General features: G+C 41.7%; 14 protein-coding genes. 7 read left to right on the plus strand and 7 right to left on the minus strand.

Going from position 1 to position 18,954, the window contains the following annotated elements; all coding sequences use genetic code 11:
- The 3 genes from ACFE93_RS07160 to ACFE93_RS07170 all read right to left on the minus strand — a co-directional run.
- Nucleotides 1–1,106 (minus strand): helix-hairpin-helix domain-containing protein (locus ACFE93_RS07160; RefSeq protein WP_375472659.1); only part of this gene is annotated, 1,106 nt, incomplete at its 3' end.
- A gap of 6 nt (nucleotides 1,107–1,112) precedes the next feature.
- Nucleotides 1,113–1,880 carry a PP2C family serine/threonine-protein phosphatase gene (locus ACFE93_RS07165; RefSeq protein WP_375472660.1) on the minus strand — a complete coding sequence of 256 codons (768 nt, stop codon included), beginning with the start codon at nucleotides 1,878–1,880 and terminating at the stop codon, nucleotides 1,113–1,115.
- A gap of 10 nt (nucleotides 1,881–1,890) precedes the next feature.
- Nucleotides 1,891–2,550 (minus strand): VWA domain-containing protein, encoded by a 660-nt coding sequence (locus ACFE93_RS07170; protein ID WP_375472661.1) that lies wholly within the window; start codon nucleotides 2,548–2,550, stop codon nucleotides 1,891–1,893.
- 250 nt (nucleotides 2,551–2,800) lie between these two features.
- Between ACFE93_RS07170 and ACFE93_RS07175 the strand changes: the two genes are divergently transcribed.
- The 3 genes from ACFE93_RS07175 to ACFE93_RS07185 all read left to right on the plus strand — a co-directional run bounded on the left by ACFE93_RS07175 (nucleotide 2,801) and on the right by ACFE93_RS07185 (nucleotide 4,798).
- Nucleotides 2,801–3,217: a XisH family protein gene (locus tag ACFE93_RS07175; RefSeq protein WP_375472662.1), complete on the plus strand. Its 417-nt coding sequence runs from the start codon at nucleotides 2,801–2,803 to the stop codon at nucleotides 3,215–3,217.
- Complete coding sequence (locus ACFE93_RS07180) at nucleotides 3,205–3,534, plus strand: XisI protein (protein WP_335088203.1); 330 nt, start codon at nucleotides 3,205–3,207, stop codon at nucleotides 3,532–3,534. The genes ACFE93_RS07175 and ACFE93_RS07180 overlap by 13 nt, the downstream gene beginning before the upstream one ends.
- Before the next feature lie 82 nt (nucleotides 3,535–3,616).
- Nucleotides 3,617–4,798, plus strand: a complete 1,182-nt coding sequence (locus tag ACFE93_RS07185) for a methyltransferase domain-containing protein (protein ID WP_375472663.1) — start codon at nucleotides 3,617–3,619, stop codon at nucleotides 4,796–4,798.
- Nucleotides 4,799–4,868: 70 nt separating this feature from the next.
- Here the strand turns inward: ACFE93_RS07185 and bioB are convergent, their stop codons facing one another.
- The gene (bioB, locus tag ACFE93_RS07190) at nucleotides 4,869–5,876 is read right to left on the minus strand and encodes a biotin synthase BioB (RefSeq protein WP_375472672.1); all 1,008 of its coding nucleotides are present in this window, start codon (nucleotides 5,874–5,876) and stop codon (nucleotides 4,869–4,871) included.
- Between the two features lie 384 nt (nucleotides 5,877–6,260).
- On the opposite strand from bioB, the gene ACFE93_RS07195 reads away from it, so the two are divergent.
- The 3 genes from ACFE93_RS07195 (at nucleotide 6,261) to ACFE93_RS07205 (ending at nucleotide 9,626) form a co-directional block, all read left to right on the plus strand.
- Nucleotides 6,261–6,836, plus strand: coding sequence for a GNAT family N-acetyltransferase (locus tag ACFE93_RS07195; protein ID WP_375472664.1), 576 nt, complete (start codon nucleotides 6,261–6,263; stop codon nucleotides 6,834–6,836).
- Nucleotides 6,837–7,229: 393 nt separating this feature from the next.
- On the plus strand, nucleotides 7,230–7,685 hold the full coding sequence (locus ACFE93_RS07200; protein WP_375472665.1) for a hypothetical protein: 456 nt from the start codon (nucleotides 7,230–7,232) through the stop codon (nucleotides 7,683–7,685).
- Nucleotides 7,686–8,168: 483 nt separating this feature from the next.
- Nucleotides 8,169–9,626, plus strand: coding sequence for a YdiU family protein (locus tag ACFE93_RS07205; RefSeq protein ID WP_375472666.1), 1,458 nt, complete (start codon nucleotides 8,169–8,171; stop codon nucleotides 9,624–9,626).
- Nucleotides 9,627–9,722: 96 nt separating this feature from the next.
- On the opposite strand, the gene ACFE93_RS07210 is transcribed toward ACFE93_RS07205, so the two are convergent.
- On the minus strand, nucleotides 9,723–11,447 hold the full coding sequence (locus ACFE93_RS07210; RefSeq protein ID WP_375472667.1) for an ABC transporter ATP-binding protein: 1,725 nt from the start codon (nucleotides 11,445–11,447) through the stop codon (nucleotides 9,723–9,725).
- 250 nt (nucleotides 11,448–11,697) lie between these two features.
- On the opposite strand from ACFE93_RS07210, the gene ACFE93_RS07215 reads away from it, so the two are divergent.
- On the plus strand, nucleotides 11,698–13,665 hold the full coding sequence (locus ACFE93_RS07215) for a putative bifunctional diguanylate cyclase/phosphodiesterase (RefSeq protein ID WP_375472668.1): 1,968 nt from the start codon (nucleotides 11,698–11,700) through the stop codon (nucleotides 13,663–13,665).
- A 337-nt stretch (nucleotides 13,666–14,002) separates the two neighbouring features.
- On the opposite strand, the gene ACFE93_RS07220 is transcribed toward ACFE93_RS07215, so the two are convergent.
- Together ACFE93_RS07220 and smc are read right to left on the minus strand one after the other, a co-directional pair.
- Entirely contained in the window at nucleotides 14,003–14,998 is a 996-nt protein-coding gene (locus ACFE93_RS07220; protein ID WP_375472669.1) for a PRC-barrel domain-containing protein, read from the minus strand.
- A gap of 199 nt (nucleotides 14,999–15,197) precedes the next feature.
- The gene (gene smc, locus ACFE93_RS07225) at nucleotides 15,198–18,854 is read right to left on the minus strand and encodes a chromosome segregation protein SMC (protein WP_375472670.1); all 3,657 of its coding nucleotides are present in this window, start codon (nucleotides 18,852–18,854) and stop codon (nucleotides 15,198–15,200) included.
- Nucleotides 18,855–18,954: the final 100 nt, after the last annotated feature.

Here is an 18,954-nt window from a genome sequence, read left to right on the forward strand (position 1 = left end):
TTGTCTCCCAAGTTATAACGGGCAACTCCTGATTTGATGTAGGTATTGGCATCTTTATCTTTGTAAGAAGTATATTTTTTAACAAACCCAGGAAATATATCAACACCAAGTTTTGTAGAACGATCGCACCAATAACACTTACCATAATTTCGGCTGTAATAGTGGCTGTCTACCTTTCCACAGATAGTTAACTCATTAACAGCAAGTCTGAGCGCCTTTACCCAATCCCCAGCAGTTGGGCGCAAGTTAGAATTTTTATAACCATCGTTAAAGCATTTGAGAAAACATCGCTGAACCTCTGGGTGAACAATCTCAAGAGGAATTGTCCTTTCTACAGGTTGAATCAAACTATTTGGTGCATACAGCCATAAACCCCGGCGGATAAGTTCATTAGTTTCTGGAGTTTCCCCCGCGCCTATCCACTTTCCTGCAAAAGGACTTTCACCACCAAACAACAACTGATAGATAATCACTGCTAACCGGAAGCGATCGTGTACTTCCGTTTGATCGATGCTAGAAAAATCTTTATCAATCAGTTCTGGTGGTGTAAAGCCCTCTGAACCAACTAGACAACGATAAACCTTATTATTTTTCGGATTCCGAACCTGAAAAGAATCAGTATCAATAATTGAAGGTAAGGCGCGATCGTTTACAAGAATATTTTGCGGCTTGATGTCACCTAAAACATAGCCAGAAATGTGAATTGCTTCAATAATTGAAGCGATATTCAGCGCCGTTGTGTGGAGAAAACGCCAATCAACATCAAGTTTCAAAGTCTTACGGCGCTTGAGGTTGTAAACATCAATAAGTTCTTTTCCCTCCTGAATTTCCGGCATCAAAAAGCCCACACAATTAGCCTGAGCATCTTTCAGTACCGACTTAGGCCAAGCAAAAGAAATATGATTGAGATGAGAGTTTGGCTCTTTGGGTCGGTGCGCTATCATCACCGCCAACTTTTGCACATGCTCAGGAGTTGGCGAGTGGTAAATTTTTGCTAAGTAACCATTGCGATTAGTTCGCCAAACTTTACCTTCACCACTATCAGCTATTGGTTCACCCAGCAGAGTAATCGATTGACCCGTACTGGCACAGGTGAGAACTGTCATCGAATTCTACTCTCTATCAAACAAGCACAAAAGTAAAGTTTTATCATCATCAGTGCGAGAATTTAGCCGTTCAGAATTGAGGAATTCCGTCAGATATTTATCCTCCTTTGGATTAACACTTTCATGCAAGTATTCCTCCAAAGGTTTAAAAAAAGGTGGGAAGGGTTTCCAGTCGCTCAAGCGAATTGCAACTTTTTCTAGTCCATCAGTGGAAGCACAAATAAACTCTTGTTTTTGGGAAATAACCTCTACCTGCATTTCTTCTAGTGCATTTGTTGAGGTAATAAAAGTTGTTTCATTAGCAAACTCACCTTTATCTGGCTGAAACAACAGTTTATATTCTGACTCTTGAGAACGCACCACAATAAATCCATCCCCGATTTGCATAGCTGCAAACCAGTCAGGAGTTGCCACGAAAACTAATAACGTACAAGCTAAATCATTGACAGAATAATCTTCTTTGTCTGCTTGATTATATAATTCTGTAATAACTTGGTTCACAATCTCAGCAAACAGTTTCTGAGCTTCTTCTTTGGACAGTGGTTGAGAATCTTGCTTCTGAGGATATTCATTAATATCAGAAAAGCATTTGAGTACTGTTTCTACTGCCAACTTAGAACCATTATCAGAATGTTTAGCACTACCAGCTCCATCAGCAACAGCGCCTACAATCACATTATCAAAGATGCGATAATGCCCATAATCTTGACAAACTATCCCCTGTTTTTGATGACTTGTTCCAATCTCGGAACGTGCAACAGCTTTCCAATCCACAAAATTTCCTCTAACTAGTAATTTGACCCCATCCCATAGCCGGTAAAGCTACAGCTTGCCCCACTTTGCCACTAGAAACCCGTTTCATCGAAGCAGAAAGCCAGACAAACATCTCACGAAAATCTAAGCCATTTAGCATAATCGGTGGACGTTCAGGTGGAGAAATTTGTTTGAGGATATTCATATCAGCACCCTGTACACCAACCGCAAAAAATGACAGTCGGCGTTGTGCTTCTGCTTGTCTCATCCTTTGCGCGGCTGACTGCCAGGAGTCATTTGGATCTCCGTCTGTAATCAAAAACACCCAAGGGCGATAATAGAGAATACCGTTGTCTTTATAAGTCTGTTTCCGGTTTTCTAGAAAATCCAAAGCATACTCAATCGCCGCACCCATTGGGGTTAAACCACCTACTTCCAATATAGGCGGTGTAAATTGGTCAATCGTTACAAAGTCTTGCGTGAGTTTAACTATGGGGCCAAATGTAATCATAGCCACTTCCACACTCAGCGATGCTTGGGAATCTTTTAGTACATCTGCTTTAAAAGCAGCAAGTCCTCGATTTAACTCTTGGATAGGCTGACCTGACATAGAGCCAGAAGTATCGAGCAACAGAATTACAGGGCAACGATTTTCTGGATTTTCAACGAATTCAGGCATTCCTACAGCCATTGAAGACTCCTGGTTAAGTAAATTATTATACAAAATTACAACTAAATCTTATTAGCTAATAAATACTTAAACACTAGTGTTTTTACTGAAACAACTTTCCTGCTTAAAATATATGGGCTGATGGCGATCGCAATTATTTGTCTACCTGAAGTGTCCAGCATTCGCTAAACTCAGAATTGCTGCAATATTGCTCCTGAAATGTCAGACTTCCAAACCGTTAGCGCTGTTGTTGCCAGACTTTACAATACCTATGCCATCTAAAGATATATTCCATCAATCTGTCCGCACTGCTTTAGAAAAAGATGGTTGGATGATTACCCATGATCCACTGCATCTGAAAGTTGATGACATTGAATTTTTTGTGGATTTAGGAGCAGAAAGACTATTAGCAGCACAAAAACAAGGTCAAAAAATAGCTGTAGAAATTAAATCCTTTGTAGGTACATCTGAAGTAACGGAATTTCATCTCGCTTTAGGTCAAACCTTAAATTATCGGCTAGCATTAAAAAAAGAAGAACCAGAACGTATTCTATATCTAGCTATTAGCCAAGATACATACCAAGACTTTTTCTCACGTCAATTTATTCAAGATTCTTTAAAAGAATATCAAATTAAACTTTTAATATTTAATTCCTTAAGTCAGGACATTGTTTTATGGAAGGAATAAATTACTCTCAAATCATTCAAGACATTTTAAGTAACCATTCCGCTAATGACGTGGCTAATGGCACGGAGGTTCAATTGCTATTTGATGCAGAACGCCATCATTATCAAGTTTTAAATATTGGCTGGAAAGAACAACGGAGAATTTATGGAGTTATCATTCATGTTGATATCAAAGACAAAAAAATTTGGATACAAAGAGATGGTACAGAAATCGGCATCGCTAACGAATTAATTGCTGCTGGTGTACCTAAAGAAGATATTGTATTAGGATTTCATGCTCCTTATAAACGCGAATTTACTGACTTTGCTGTTGGATAAATAGCAGTAAATAAGCAATAGTAATCTTTGCTTTAATTAGCCACTATCCGCTAAACTCAGAAATGCTGCGTTATTCCTCATCATGTCCGATTCCCAAACTGTTAGTGCTGCTGTTGCCAAACTCTACAATACCTACCCCTTTCCGCCGGAAGCCCTGTTGGATGAACCACCTCCAGGCTACAACTGGCGCTGGAATTGGCTAGCCGCTCATAACTTCTGCACAGGTCAAAAACCCCAAAGGCAAGATATTCGGATTTTAGATGCAGGTTGCGGTACTGGTGTGGGTACAGAGTACTTGGTTCACCTTAATCCTCAAGCTTCTGTTGTGGGAATTGACCTCAGTACAGGTGCTTTAGCTGTAGCCAAAGAACGTTGTCAGCGTTCAGGGGCTACCCGCGTTGAATTTCATCACCTCAGCTTGTTTGACGTGGAACAGTTACCGGGTGAGTTTGATTTAATTAACTGCGTTGGCGTTTTGCATCATACCCCCGATCCCATTCGTGGTATTCAAGCCTTGGCGAAGAAGTTAGCCCTAGGCGGCTTAATGCACATTTTTGTGTACGGGGAATTGGGGCGCTGGGAAATTCAACTCATGCAAAAAGCGATCGCACTTATTCAAGGCGACAAAAAAGGCGACTATCGCGATGGTGTCCAAGTTGGGCGACAAATATTCGCCTCCTTACCAGAAAATAACCGAATTGTCAAATACGATAAACAACGTTGGTCACTAGAAAACAATAAGGATGAATATTTTGCTGATATGTATGTTCATCCCCAAGAAATTGACTATAACATTGAAACGCTGTTTGAATTAATTGATGCTTCGGGATTGGAATTTATTGGTTTCTCGAATCCGAGTTTTTGGGATTTAGAGAGACTTTTAGGTAAAGCACCAGAGTTAGTAGAACGGGCAAAAGAACTGAGCGATCGCCAGCTTTATCGCCTGATAGAATTATTAGACCCAGAAGTGACTCATTATGAGTTTTTCCTCGGTCGGCCTCCTTTAATCAAAGCTGACTGGTCAGAGGATAAAGCTCTACTGGCAGCGATTCCCGAACTGAATCCTTGTATTGAGGGATTTCCCAGTCAATGTTTCTTTAATTACGATTACCAGATAGTTAATTTATCTGTAGCAGAGCTTGAGTTTATGCAAAGATGTGATAAAAATTCCACAGTTGCAGAGATATTGACAAATGTAGAACTGGGATTGGATGTGGTAAGAACCCTTTTGCAACAGCAGTTGATTTTATTGACACCTCTTTAGGGAATTCAAGTAAAAAATATCCAATTATTTATTGTGGGATAGCCGAAAGGCCCATCCCACAATCAGATATTTATCCTACAACAGCCGGACTTGCTACCTTCTCCTGTCTTTGGGAAGGCGGACGCATTCCCAAACCAAGTAAATTCAGCATTTCTCGGTCAGTATCATAATCTGGACAAGGAGTTGTTACTGTCAACATCTTATTATCATCGCTGGAAAAGATAGAATTGGCTCCTGCCATAAAGCAGAAAGCTTGCTCAACTTGAGAAAGTCTTGCCCTACCGGCACTAAGACGCACATCGGAAGCCGGCATTAAAATCCTGGCTGTGGCAATCATCCGCACAATATCCCAAATGGGGACATCAGGCTGATTTTCTAAGGGTGTGCCCGGTACTTGGGAGAGAATATTAATTGGTACGGATTCTGGATGCGGATGTAAGTTTGCCAAAGTTTGTAACATCCCAATTCGGTCATCGACAGTTTCGCCCAAACCCAAGATACCGCCAGAACAGACAGTGACATTTGTTTGACGGACATTCTCAATTGTGTTTAAGCGATCGCTATATGTCCTTGTGGTAATAATTGTACTGTAATATTCCTGCGAGGTGTCTAAGTTATGGTTGTAGGCGTAAAGTCCCGCTTCTGACAATTTCCTAGCCTGATTTGCCGTCAACATACCTAGAGTGCAGCACACTTCTAAACCCATTGCAGTCACATCCTTGACCATTTCCAGGACTTCCTCAAATTGTGAGTTATCCCGCACTTCACGCCAAGCAGCACCCATGCAGATGCGACTAACACCAGTTTCTTTAGCTTTTTGGGCGATGTTAACTACTGTTTCTTTTTCTAGAAGTGCTTGCGCCTTTACCTCTGTTTTATAACGGGAAGATTGGGCGCAGTAGCTACAATCCTCTGGACAACCTCCCGTTTTGATAGATATCAGCTTACAAACTTGTATTCTTGTTGGGTCATGATATTGGCGATGCACGCTAGCAGCTTGATAAATAAGCTCTAGCAAAGGCGTGTTGTATATCGCCCTAATCTCTAATTCCTGCCAATCGTAGCGTATTCCCACCACATTACTATCCTTCTTGTAGACTGGATTAATCAAGAGCTATCTTTTACTTAAATCTGCTGTGGTACAGCGTTTGGGCAAAGTGATTTTATCGAAGTTATGCCCCGCACTGTGCTTTATCACCCATCGGCTCTCAATCCTTCCGCTCTAGATATTAGACATCAGCTTATCAAGATTTTGGTTGAATGACAGATTAAGAGCAAAAATACTCATAGATTCAGGATTATTGACTCTTAACTTTTAACAAATTTATGAAAAAGCTATGACACTTGTGTAAGTCGTAATAATGAGACAGCTAATCTAACTGCTGCTGTAAACGCAGGTTATGAGAGAATTTATAAAATTTAGAGAATGTTCTGGGAAGAGATCCCACCCATTAAATAATTTATGATATCAGAACTGCCAATAATTGCAAGCGATCGCCTATTATTACGAGCAGCGATCCATGAAGATATACCCCAAATTCTCAAATACTTTATTGATAACAAAACTTATCTCACTCCATTTTACCCTCTCTGGGCTGATGGTTTTTTCACTGAAGAATATTGGCAATATCAGATAGAGAATAGTTTTCTAGAATTTATCAATGGGCAATCGTTAAAACTATTTATTTTTACCAAAAAAAATCCTACCGTAGTTATTGGAACGGTTAATTTTAGTAATTTTGTCCGAGGAGCCGCTCATTTTTGCTATGTGGGATACAGCCTTGCTGAAAATAAACAAGGTAAAGGATATATGACAGAGGGGTTAAAATCTGCAATTCAATATCTATTTCAAGAGTTAAATTTTCACCGAGTCATGGCTAATTATATGCCTCACAATCAGCGCAGTGGCAATGTACTCAAAAGGCTCGATTTTGTCGTTGAAGGATATGCTAGAGACTATTTGTTAATTAATGGGCAATGGGAAGATCATATTTTGACAAGTCTTACAAATCCTCATTGGAAAGCATCTGATTTTTAAAACCTACTGAGAGTTTGTATCAAGGTTTTTATTTTATTTATCGACTACACCTATTGAGAAATTAATTTATTTAAACTTGCTATCCATCAACCTTATTTAGTCAATCTATATAAGAAAATTAGGTTTAAAATTTATTTAAATATTTATTTTAGTTAATAAAAAATGCCCATTTTGGCAGCTATTATTAATAGTATAATATCTATCTGAGAGTGAATTTAATAAATTTAATATATGAGTTGTAAATATCTACAAATTCATAGCAAATTCATAATAACTACACAACAACTCCACAAGCAAATGCAATAGTAATATTTGTTCACTACCAGGCTTAGTTATTAAAGTTGGCTTTAGCCGATGTGTCCAATTTCTTAAATAGTTGAGGAGTTTTTTAAAATGCTCATTAATTCTATGAAGCGCTTATCTGTCTTTTCTACTATCTTCGCTTTTGCTACCATCTTAAACGGAGTTGTCTTGGCAGCACCAGTCCCAAATCCCGCCAGTACACCAGTCTTAAAAACTCAGACTAGTGCTGCATCACATCAGCCAATCAAACTCACAACTCAACAGCGCCTACAAATCCAAGTGGCTCGCCAGCAAAGAGATAAGGATATTGAGGCTCTATTAAACCCATCCCAAGATACTAAATTTAAGGCGGCATTGCAATCTCGTCAGAGAATCAGAATAGTTTTAAAATCTTTGGATCTGAATCAAGATCAACAGAAACAGGTTCAATCAATTTTGCAAACTTATAACCTACAAGTGAAAAAAATTCTAGCTTCACAAGTATCACAAACAACATCAAAACCAGTAGGAATTGCTTCACCAACATCACAACCAATTAAAAAATAAAAAATCAGTTTTATTTAATTAAGTTTAAGTTTTGCAAGACTGGCGGATTTTATCCAAACTTCGGTTGAGCCAGTCTTATCTTTTTTTAATGTGCAAAACTTTATTTATTTTAAAAGAAGGCAGGGCGAAAGAATTATAAATGAAAACTTTAGTTTTGGGTCATTAGTCAATTTAAAAAGAAGAATTGCATCGGTCGGAAAGTGTCATAAAATACAAATGAGTCAGTGCGGTCTTCTCCGTTCTTTACGAGATGCTCTGCTTCGCATAGCCTCTCCTTTTGGGAGAGGAGACGCCTACTGTAGGATGTTTCGTTATTGCTTCAATTCCACGTTTTTCAAGGTAGGTTACTTTTGCCTGCTGAAGCGTTCCCGATTTTGATAGTAGCGCTGCCATATTTTAGATATGGATCGCTTTTTGCGTCTATGCTGATGATGCTGAAGCCAGAGGTAGTATTAAAGGAAGAATGAATTAGCTTTGCTCGTAATGACTCTGGCTGAAACTCCAAACGACAAAAATTCTAGCAATCCTTTTCTCACCCTCAACTACGAAACTGCCTTAGAATCTCTAGGCGGCGACTACTACGATGAGGTTGCAGCAGCTGAATTTCCCCAACACCTCCTGCGTTGGCGTAACGATGAACTATTGCCCCGTTTCGGTCTAGACCCACAAGTAGTCAAAGACGAAGATTTCATCGCAGCCTTTGGTCAATTTCAGGGACGCAAACCCTTGTTGGCTCTGCGTTACCACGGCTATCAATTTGGTGAATATAACGGACAGTTGGGTGATGGTAGAGGCTTTCTCTACGGGCAAGTACGCGCCAATGATGGCGAATTATACGATTTTGGCACTAAAGGTTCTGGGAGAACGCCCTACTCCCGTGGTGGCGATGGTATGCTCACGCTCAAAGGTGGGATGCGGGAAGTTCTGGCTGCGGAAGCGCTGCACTACTTGGGTGTACGTACTTCGCGCTGTCTGAGCATGATTGAAACAGGTTTACCACTCTGGCGAGGCGATGAACCTTCGCCTACCCGTTCAGCTGTGATGATTAGAATGAGCAGTTCTCATATTCGGTTTGGCACTTTTGAGCGACTGCACTATTTCCAGCGTCCAGATTTAACTAAGAAGCTCTTAGACCATGTAATTGAGCAGTATTATCAACACTTAAGTGCTGAACAAGATAAATATGTCCTGTTTTACGCCGAATTAGTTAAACGAGTTGCAGAACTAGTCGCACAGTGGATGGCGGCTGGCTTTTGTCATGCAGTCCTAAATACTGACAATATGTCGATTACTGGAGAGAGTTTTGACTATGGCCCTTATGCGTTTATCCCGACTTATAACCCATCCTTTATAGCTGCATATTTTGACTATTATGGACGTTATTGTTACGGTAATCAACCAAGTATTTGCCACTTGAATTTACAAATGCTTCAGGAACCTTTAAAGGCAATTATTGATAAAGGCCAAATGGAAGCTGCATTAGAAAGGTTTGATGAGTATTATGAAGCTGAATACAGTTTTTTGATGTTGAAAAAGTTAGGTTTTGAGGATTTGCCGTATTCAAAAACAGTGGAACTATTGAATCTAACGATTGAATTTTTGAAAGAGAGCCAAGTTGGTTATCACCAATTCTTCTATGAGATGGCTCGTACTTTTTCATCTAAATGGCGAGATGAACCAGGTTTTGTAATGGATAATTCAGATATTGTGCCAGTACCCGGTGCGTCAGGAATATTTGATGATTGGTGCATACTCTACCATCAAATTTTGAACGATTTTGATAGCGATCGCACCGATATAATCGCTCAAACTCTAGCTGTTAATAATCCGAAAACGGTATTATCAAGACCAGTAATTGAATCTATTTGGGAATCAATTGCTCAGGAAGATAATTGGCAACCGTTTTATGAGTTAATCGAGGCAATTCAGTCTAGGAGATAGTTAATAAGGGGCATTGGGTATTAGGCATTAGGCATTGAACAATAATCAATAGTTCTTCTTCCCTTGCTCCCCTTGCCTCCCCTACATCCCCTGCCTTTAACTAAACTGCTGCGCATAAAACCGCGCATAGCGACGCTCTAGAGCTAATAATTCTTCATGGGTTCCCGATTCGACAATTTGTCCTTGTTCAAAAACTAAAATACGATCGCACCTTCTAACTGTCGATAAACGATGGGCAATAATAAACACCGTCCGTTTTTCCATCAATCTTTCCAGCGCTTCCTGTACTAGTGCTTCTGATTCGGAATCTAATGCTGATGTCGCTTCATCGAGAATCAAGATTTGGGGATTGAGCAAAACAGCACGAGCGATCGCAATTCTTTGTCTTTGTCCACCAGATAAGTTTACCCCACGTTCGCCTACCCAAGTCTTATAACCTTCTGGTAGTTGGCTAATAAACTGATGGGCATTAGCAATTTTCGCCGCCTCTTTAACTGCTTTTATCTCAAAAATATCTTGTCCAAAAGCGATATTTTGAGCAATCGTCCCCGAAAACATGATGGTTTCTTGAGGAACAATCCCAATTTGTCGCCGCAGACTATGCAGCTTCACATCTCGAATATCAACACCGTCGATGAAGATTTGACCAACTTCAGGATCGTAAAAACGGGGTAAGAGATTCACAAATGTGGTTTTACCAGCACCAGAAGCACCCACAATAGCGATCGCTTCACCTGGCGATACCAATAAACTGATATCTTTTAAGACAGGTTCACCTGGTTTATAGGCGAAGGAAATATGACGATATTCTACTTTGCCCTTAACTGGAGGGAGAGCGATCGCATTTATCTTTTCGATTACCGTCGGCTGAATTGCCATCAATTCAAAAACGCGGTCAACAGATGCTTCACCCTGCTTAAATTCGTTGTAATTATTAGTAGTGTGACCAATGGGATCGATTAATAGCGCCGCCGCCGCCAAATAACTGAAAAAATTCGCCACTGTCAAGTGAGCTTGGGAAATTTGCCACGCTCCCACAATCAGTAACGATAACGCACTTAAGGCTTCAAAAAATCCGATAATGGGAATCTGAATCGCTTTCAGGCGTTCGGCTGAGTATTTTGCTTTGAGACTGCGTTCTGCTTCATGGCCAAAGCGAGCAATTTCGTAATTTTCGGCAGCAAAAGCCTGTACTAAACGAATACCGTTGAAAACTTCCGCGAGGATGGCTGATAAACCCGACACGCGATTTTGACTTTTTAAGGAATACTTGCCCAAGCGTTCACCAAACCAGCCAACTAAAATACCCATTAGCGGTGCAACTATCACTGTTGCTAGTGTCAGTTGCCAATTCAGGTAAATCATGTAAATCGGAATTGCTAGCAACTGCAAAATACAGGGTATAAAGTCGTGAAATACTTTATTTACGACTTCGCCAACGCGGTCAACATCTTCGGTAAGCCGATAAGATAAATCACCTGCTTTTGCCGTTTCAAAATAGCTGAGATTAAGCTTTTGGAGATGGGTATAGACTTGCTGGCGGAGATGAAAAGCAACTCGCAAAGCAGCTTTCGCCATATACATATCTTGTATAGACTGAAACAAGCCTCTTACCAGAAATACTAAGGCACAACTGCCAGTTATTTGAGCGATCGCGACTACATTACCTTGGGCAAAGGGAGTTGCCAATTTACCGGCGAGATTAATTAACACTAATGTTGCTAGTACGTATCCAGATATACCAATCAGTCCCTTGGTGATCGTTTGCCACTGGAGTCGGATATAAGGCAGCAGTTGCCAATAATTAGAACGGGTTTTCAAGCTCGAAGATCCACAACAATATTTTACTTTGTTTGACGCTAGCAGTTTTTGGCGAGTTTCTGAATAAGTTCACTAATTAGTTACAAACTGTTGTAGCGTTCAAGTGAAAATAATGTATACATAGAGAAGTAGTATTAGTACTAAAAGTATATCTTGCTATAGAGACAAGTTTTTTAGTATTTATTAATACTTGTATTTAGATTTGACTATTACTTATACCCACGCTTCATAATTTTGCAGTTCGAGCAACATGGATATAGATAACTTTAGCCAGCAGATAGAGGAATTGCGATCGCGGGTAAGGGGAATATGGCAGCGCACTGCAACTCAACCGAACTCACACCAAGAGCTAATAATAGCAGTTTTCGATGAAATCCAAATAGCAATAGAAGAACTATTAGTTGCCTCTGAGCAGCTAGAGGTAACAAGAGCAGCAGCAGAGAAAGAGTGCCAGCGTTACCAAGAATTATTCGATTTTGCGCCGGATGCTTACTTAGTAACTGATACCGCAGGGAAGATCCTAGAAGCTAATAATGCAGCAGCAACCATGTTCTCTGTGCACCTAAAATATCTGGTAGGTAAACCATTAATTGTGTTTATTGCTCAACAAGATCGCCGATTCTTTCGCTTCCAGATAAATAATTTGCAGCAGCAACAGGACTGGGTAATTGACCTAAAGCCACAGCGCAGTAGGCCCTTTCCTGCTAGTGTCAGGGCATCTCCAGTGTATGACTCACAAGAAAAGTTAGTAGCCTGCCGTTGGATGCTGCGTAATATCAGCGAAGCTAAACAAGCTGAAGAACGAGTGGCAAAACGCACAGAGGAACTGGCAAAAGCAAATCAGCAATTGCTGAGTGAAATTACAGAGCGTAAACGAGCTGAGTCACAACTGATGCACCTTGCGCTTCACGATGTACTAACGGGCCTGCCAAACCGCGCTTTATTTATGAACCGCTTAAAAGATGCGGTCAATTATTCTAAACGGCATTCAGATTATCTATTTGCTGTCTTGTTTCTAGACCTAGATCGCTTCAAGTTGATCAATGACAGCCTGGGACATGCATTGGGAGATCAATTATTGCTTACTGTAGCTCAAAGGCTTCAAGAATGCTTGCGCGCTATAGATATAGCTGCACGGCTGGGAGGAGACGAGTTTATCATCTTGCTGGTGGGAATTAAAGATGCAGTAGAAGTGGTAGCAGTTGTTGAACGAATACAAAAGAAACTGGCACTTCCGGTGATTTTAGGCGGGCAAGAAGTTTTTACTACAGCAAGTATTGGCATTGCCTTAAGCATGACAGGTTACAAAGAACCAGAAGACTTCTTGCGTGACGCCGATATTGCGATGTACCGAGCTAAGACACAAGGCAGGACGTGCTATCAGATTTTTAACACTGATATGCATATTCAAGCAATGGCACACTTGGAGTTGATTAACGAGCTACGCCGAGCCGTTGAGCTTCAAGAGTTTCAGGTTTATTATCAACCGATAGTGTCACTCAGTAGCGGCAGGATAACTGGTTTTGAAGCGCTTGTGCGTTGGCTACATCCAAAACACGGCATTGTTTTGCCAGAGTATTTCATGTCAACTGCCCAAGAAACCGGGCTAATTATCCTTATTGAGCAGTGGGTTTTGTATGAGGCATGTGGTCAGATACAGCAGTGGCAAGAGCAATTCTCCTCTAGCTATGGGGATGTGCCTAAGTCTCGCTTGAGCATTAGTATCAATCTTTGTAGTACTAGGTTCAGTGAAGAAAACTTGCTGCTGCACATCAATAAAGTTCTACAAGACACTGGACTCACCGCACCGAGTTTGACGCTGGAGATTACAGAAAGCGTAATTATGGAAAACGATGATAAAGCCATCATCAGGCTAAAGCAACTGAGAAATTTAGGAATTAAGTTGGCAATTGACGACTTTGGTACGGGCTATTCCTCATTAGGTCGTCTCCACCACTTTCCAATTAATCAGTTGAAGGTAGACCGCTCTTTTGTTAGCGGGAGCATTTTTGATGATGGAAATTTAGATATTGTTCAGACAATTATTACATTGGCGCACAAATTAGGTGTGGATGTGACCGCCGAAGGGGTGGAGACAGAAGAACAACTAGCAATGTTGAGAAAGTTGAACTGTGAATATGGGCAGGGATATTTTTTCTCCTATCCATTAGATAGCTCTCAGGCGGCAGCATTAATTATGGCAAATCCTCAGTGGTGATGCGCCAAGAGCAACAGCGAAATCAGTCTCCTACCAGGATGAGATTTTGGTAGATAAAAAATTAGCCCCCTCCTTGCTTGCAAGGAGAGGGCTGAATTTATCTGAGGAATATAGCTGAGTGCTGAGTCAAAACCCAGTTGTTTCAAAACTTTGAGCAATCAATACTGTCCTAATCTGTGTGACTACGGCTATAATACCAAGTTGCCCAAGTTAGTATTGTTTAGAATCAAGCACTGCTGGACTAGCTTTCAAGCAAATAATACTATGTCTCACAACTTGATATAATTCATCATTTAAGCCGAAAATTACGAATTACGAATTACGAATTACGAATTACTTAATATCCGCCTTCTTCTTCGTATTCTGGCTGTCTTTCCTTGACTTTCTTAGGAATATTCACAGGCTTCGGCGCATCTTCCCAAGCATCGCCCTCTACGTCGTCATAATCATCGTATTCGTCAACATAAGGTTTGCTATAGGGCTGGGCTTCATATTTTAGCGGCTGCGGTTGTTGATACCTGTCGTTGCCCGTTGCCTCGCTCCAGTTATCTTCTTCCTCATCTTCTTCGTATTGAATAGATTCATACTGCCGCGCTTTCATTACCTGACGCTGTGGCCTTTCTTCTTCCACATAGTCTTCATTCCATTCTTCTTCCCGCGCTACGGGTTCAGGAGCGCGAACTTTTTGCCTGGGTGGCTGCAATGGCACTCCACTAGGTAGTTGATTACCTGGTGCAACTTGGCGCGGTGGAGTATAGCCGTATTCTTCTTCTATATCTCGCTCCCACGGTGCTTTGCCGATACCCAGCCGCTCTAGTAAACCAACTGTCAACTGGTTTACTCGTTCTTCGGCTCCCTCAAACACAATCAACCGATTGGGGCCAGTGCTGACAATTTCATCCACTGAGAACTCGTAAGTACTGACAAATTGATCGGGAATTTGGGGCAATCCTAAAGAAGCAATGACTATAGATTCAAGCTTTCCGGTTTCACCGTTGAACTTGAAGCCGCGAACTTTGCCTAAGACTTCACCTGTTTCTGTAATTACTTCCCAGTTAATCAAATTACTGAGAGATTCAACATCGATATCTTCAATGACATCTTCGTTATCAACCAGAATGACATCACCAATCTGGCTGATGTTGTTGAGGTACATATAGCGCGGTATGCCCGAAATAGAGATCAGGCTGTCTCGCAAACCAAGAGCCACAACCTCTCGTTGATCGATATCAACCCAGACTTGACTGATGATGCCTAGCCGCTTGCCGTTGTCGCGGGTAATCACCTGGGTATTTAATATGTCGGAACGCCTAATTATCTGTTCGGAGGTCATTCTATACCGAGTCCTGATCTCGAATCCGGTTTAACGCGACGTGCAACTTATTCTTGTAACCCCACTTCCATTCCTGTATCCCAGTGAACGAGAGGCTTTGATTTTTGCTCTCTTTCCCTGGTAGAAAGGGGTTCAGGGTTAAATTTGAGAGAAAGTCACACATTACGTGGTTTATCTATACACTATTATTAACAAAAACTCAAGCAGATGTATTGGATGATTGTAACTTAATCCCCAAAACTTGAGTGTAAGCTCCTCGTGCTTGAGTAACGCCAATTGTGCGTTCGGCTGATTCTATCATCGGACGACGCAAACTCACAACTATAAATTGCGCTTGTTGTGACTGTTGTTTAATCATTCTAGCTAATCGTTCTACGTTTGCTCCATCTAGGAACATATCTACTTCGTCAAAGGCGTAAAATGGCGATGGGCGGTAACGTTGCAGGGCAAAGATAAAGCTCAAGGCTGTGAGTGATTTTTCTCCCCCAGACATGGAAGCTAGGCGCTGTACTGGTTTGCCTTTGGGGTGCGCGACTAAATTTAGCCCACTGCTAAAGGGATCTTCAGGATTTTCTAGTTGTAAATAGCCGTCGCCGTCGGAAAGGATGGCAAAAATTGATTGAAAGTTTTCGTTGACAGCATCGAAAGCTTCTTTAAAGGCAAGTTGCCGCAATGTGGTAAAGTTTTCAATCCGTAAAAGTAGTTCGGTGCGTTCTCCTTCTAGTGTCTCTAATTTTTGCGTGAGTTCTTGGAGACGGTTTTGAGTGCGCTCGTATTCTTCCAACGCCAGCATATTTACAGGTTCCATTGCTTGTAAGCGTTTGGTAAGCGATCGCAATTCTTTCTGCAATTCTTCCAAGTCTACTTTATCTGGAACTTCCGGCAAGGGATTTGGTAATTCTGCTCCCACATCCCGTAATTGAGTTTGCAGTGCAATTAGTTCCTCGCGGCGCTTCTCTTGAGTTTCTTGGAGTTTTTGGATTTCCCATTCCAATTGTTGTTGGCGTAAAAGATGCGATCGCACTTCTTGTTCTGTGGCGTCGCGTTTTTGTTTCTCTTCTCCCAAATTTTGCTCCATAAGGCTGAGGTTGGCGCGGGTTTGGGTGATTTGCTCGTCTATGGTTGTGATTTGTGTGGAGACGCGATGAATCGCGTCTCTACAAGAGATTTGTTGGGTTTCATATTCTGTGATTCGCGTTTCACCTTCTTGGATTTTTTCTTGCAAACGTTGTTGCTGATTTTCTAAATTTTTTAATCTTTGTTCAGCTTCCCGTAACGCTGTTTCCCGTTGTTGCAATTGTTGCTCTTGAATTTTAATGGTTGCTTGGATTTGTTGCCATTCACTAGGGGTTTGAGATGCTTCCAACTCTGCTAAAGCGTGTCGCAATTGTTGCAACTGAGTTTCTTGCCCAGGTAATTCCCGCTCCAAAATTTCCAATCGAGATTGAGCAGTGGCTAACTTTTCGCTATTGTGGACGAGTTGCGATCGCGTCCCTTCTAACTGCGTTGTTAAACTCTTAATATCTTTTTGCAACTGCTCCAATTGCAACTGCTGTTCTCGCCGTGTTTGACGCGCTTCTGTTAATTCTTGGGTCAGTTTTTTGGTTCTGGCTGACAAAGTTGCGATCGCCTCGGTACAACGCTCTAAAACTCGCTCAATGTCCAGTAAGCGAGTTTTTAAGGCGATCGCTTCATCAGATTCTGCTGCTTCACCTGTACCAAACCGCAACGCCGAACGCTGAGTATTGCTACCACCAGTCATTGCACCGCTAGTTTCCAGAAGTTCCCCGTCTAAGGTGACGATGCGATACAGTCCTAAATTTTTCCGCGCCGCCTCAAGGCTGGCAAAAACTACTGTATTACCGAAAACATAGCTAAATACATCTTTGTAACGGCGATCGCAATCGACTAAGTTAACAGCATAGTTAACGAAACCACTAGCAAAACGCAGCGTTGCATCTTGAGTAAATTTGGGAGCGTGAATTTTATTCAGCGGTAAAAAAGTCGCCCTCCCTGCCCGCTTCTGTTTGAGCAATTCAATCCCGGCTGCGGCTACACTATCATCTTCCACCACAATATGTCCCAAGCGTCCCCCAGCAGCCATTTCTAAAGCTAGCTGATGGCGAGGTTCCACCTTTGCTAATTGCACAACTAAGCCACAAAGTCCAGGCATTCCCGATTGTAAAATAACTTTACTAGCTTGGGTTCCTTGAACTTCTTGCTGTGCCTGCGTTTGCGCCTCTATTTTATCCAACTGGCGTTGTTTTTCCCGTTGTTCAGAAAGTAACCGTTTTTGGGTTTCCTGTTGAATTTGCAGTTCTTGTTCTGTGGCTGAGAGATTTTGGGCTAAATTTTGGATGGGTTCGCTAGAGGCGTTAAATTCCGTTTCAACTCGACTACACTGAGTTTGTTTTTCTGCTAATAACGGTTCGTCGCGTTCAATTAACTGGGTTTGCTCTTGGATAACCTGCTGTAACTGATTATTGCGTTCTCTAAGTTGTGCTTGTTCCGTGCGTTGCGGTTCTAGAGTGTGCAGCAAAGCTTCAATTTGACGGTTGAATGCTGTTTGTTGTTGCACCCAGGCTTCTGAAGCCGAGGCGATTTCTGCTGCTGCTTCGCGGGAAATTTGTAGCGCTTGCTGTGTTTCATCCCTTTGTTGCTGACAATAGACAATAGATTGCCCTTCTACAATCTGTGTTTCGGCAATTTCTTCTAGGGAATGACGGTGTTTTTGAATCTCTTGCTGAGTTTGAGCCAGACGTTTGGCAGTTTCTTGGGAAGCTGTTTCTAATTCTGTTAGCTGACGCTGGAGTTGTTTACGTTCTGCTTCTTGGGTGGCGAGGGTAGATTGTACCGCCAAAAGTTCCTCTTCTCCCAATGCTTTCACATGGGCATTGAGTTGTTCCAGTTCAGCAGTTTTTTGAACGATTTGAGAATTTAGGTTTGTGAGTTGGGTAGTGAGTTCACTAAAATTGCGATCGCCTGTTTGAATTTCGTGAACTAACTTTTCTTGTTGTGCTTGTAGCGATCGCCATGATAAAACAGCTTCCCAGGATTGTTTTGCTAGAAATTCCGTGCGGAGTTTTTGATATTTCTCAGCTTTCGCCCGATCTTGGGAAAGGCGATCGCGTTGTGCAGTTAATTCAGTTTCAATAATCCGACAGCTATCTTCCTTTTCCTTCACCTCATCTAAAGTTGATTTGGCTTGGATAATTTTGCGATCAAAGGCCGCCACTCCAGCCAATTCATCAATAATTTCCCGCCGTTCCCGCCCATTCATCGAGATAATGCTGGTGACATCCCCTTGTAGCACTACATTGTAGCCTTCAGGATAAACCCGTATATTACTTAGTTCTCCATGCAAATCTGTTAACGTGCAAGGTACGCCATTGATATAGTAATTCGATGTGTAAGTCCCTTGGTGAGTGACTCGTAGCCTTCTAGTAACACTCCATTCAGTTGGGGAGTCGGGAGAGACGCCATTAATTGCCTCTGTAGTGAGTGGGGAGTGGGAATTCTCCTGATCTTCATCTACTTTTTCTTCTACTTTCTCCCTTTGTGCCTTTGCGTCTTTATGTGAGATTTCATCCGACAAATCAAATGTCACCGTGACGCTAGCCTCAATCGAAGCACGTCCTTTAGCCGTTTGAGTGTTATTTACCAAATCCGGCAAGCGATCGGCTCGCATTCCCTTAGAACTAGAGAGTCCCAAGCAAAAGAGCAGTGCATCTAAGATATTAGACTTACCCGAACCATTTGGCCCAGATATGACAGTACACCCCGGTAGCAAAGGGACAGAAGTAGTGCCACCGAAGGATTTGAAGTTCGTAAGTTCCACGCGCTTGATGTGCACCATAGGCGCTGGTTCCCTGGGCTAATGAAGAACAAGTGTATCAACTAATTAACCCGGATTTCTCACAAGCAGTAAAAAATCAATTTACATAACTTGATGTGAG

The organism is uncultured Nostoc sp. (assembly GCF_964247315.1).
In the GTDB taxonomy this organism is placed as follows: domain Bacteria; phylum Cyanobacteriota; class Cyanobacteriia; order Cyanobacteriales; family Nostocaceae; genus Nostoc.

Bases quoted from the DNA above. Each gene is read 5' to 3' on its own strand.
- ACFE93_RS07180 (WP_335088203.1), top strand. From the start codon at position 3,205: ATGGAAGGAATAAATTACTCTCAAATCATTCAAGACATTTTAAGTAAC.
- ACFE93_RS07205 (WP_375472666.1), top strand. From the start codon at position 8,169: ATGACTCTGGCTGAAACTCCAAACGACAAAAATTCTAGCAATCCTTTT.
- smc (WP_375472670.1), bottom strand. From the start codon at position 18,854: ATGGTGCACATCAAGCGCGTGGAACTTACGAACTTCAAATCCTTCGGT.
- ACFE93_RS07195 (WP_375472664.1), top strand. From the start codon at position 6,261: ATGATATCAGAACTGCCAATAATTGCAAGCGATCGCCTATTATTACGA.
- ACFE93_RS07200 (WP_375472665.1), top strand. From the start codon at position 7,230: ATGCTCATTAATTCTATGAAGCGCTTATCTGTCTTTTCTACTATCTTC.
- ACFE93_RS07215 (WP_375472668.1), top strand. From the start codon at position 11,698: ATGGATATAGATAACTTTAGCCAGCAGATAGAGGAATTGCGATCGCGG.
- ACFE93_RS07185 (WP_375472663.1), top strand. From the start codon at position 3,617: ATGTCCGATTCCCAAACTGTTAGTGCTGCTGTTGCCAAACTCTACAAT.
- ACFE93_RS07170 (WP_375472661.1), bottom strand. From the start codon at position 2,550: ATGGCTGTAGGAATGCCTGAATTCGTTGAAAATCCAGAAAATCGTTGC.
- ACFE93_RS07175 (WP_375472662.1), top strand. From the start codon at position 2,801: ATGCCATCTAAAGATATATTCCATCAATCTGTCCGCACTGCTTTAGAA.
- ACFE93_RS07220 (WP_375472669.1), bottom strand. From the start codon at position 14,998: ATGACCTCCGAACAGATAATTAGGCGTTCCGACATATTAAATACCCAG.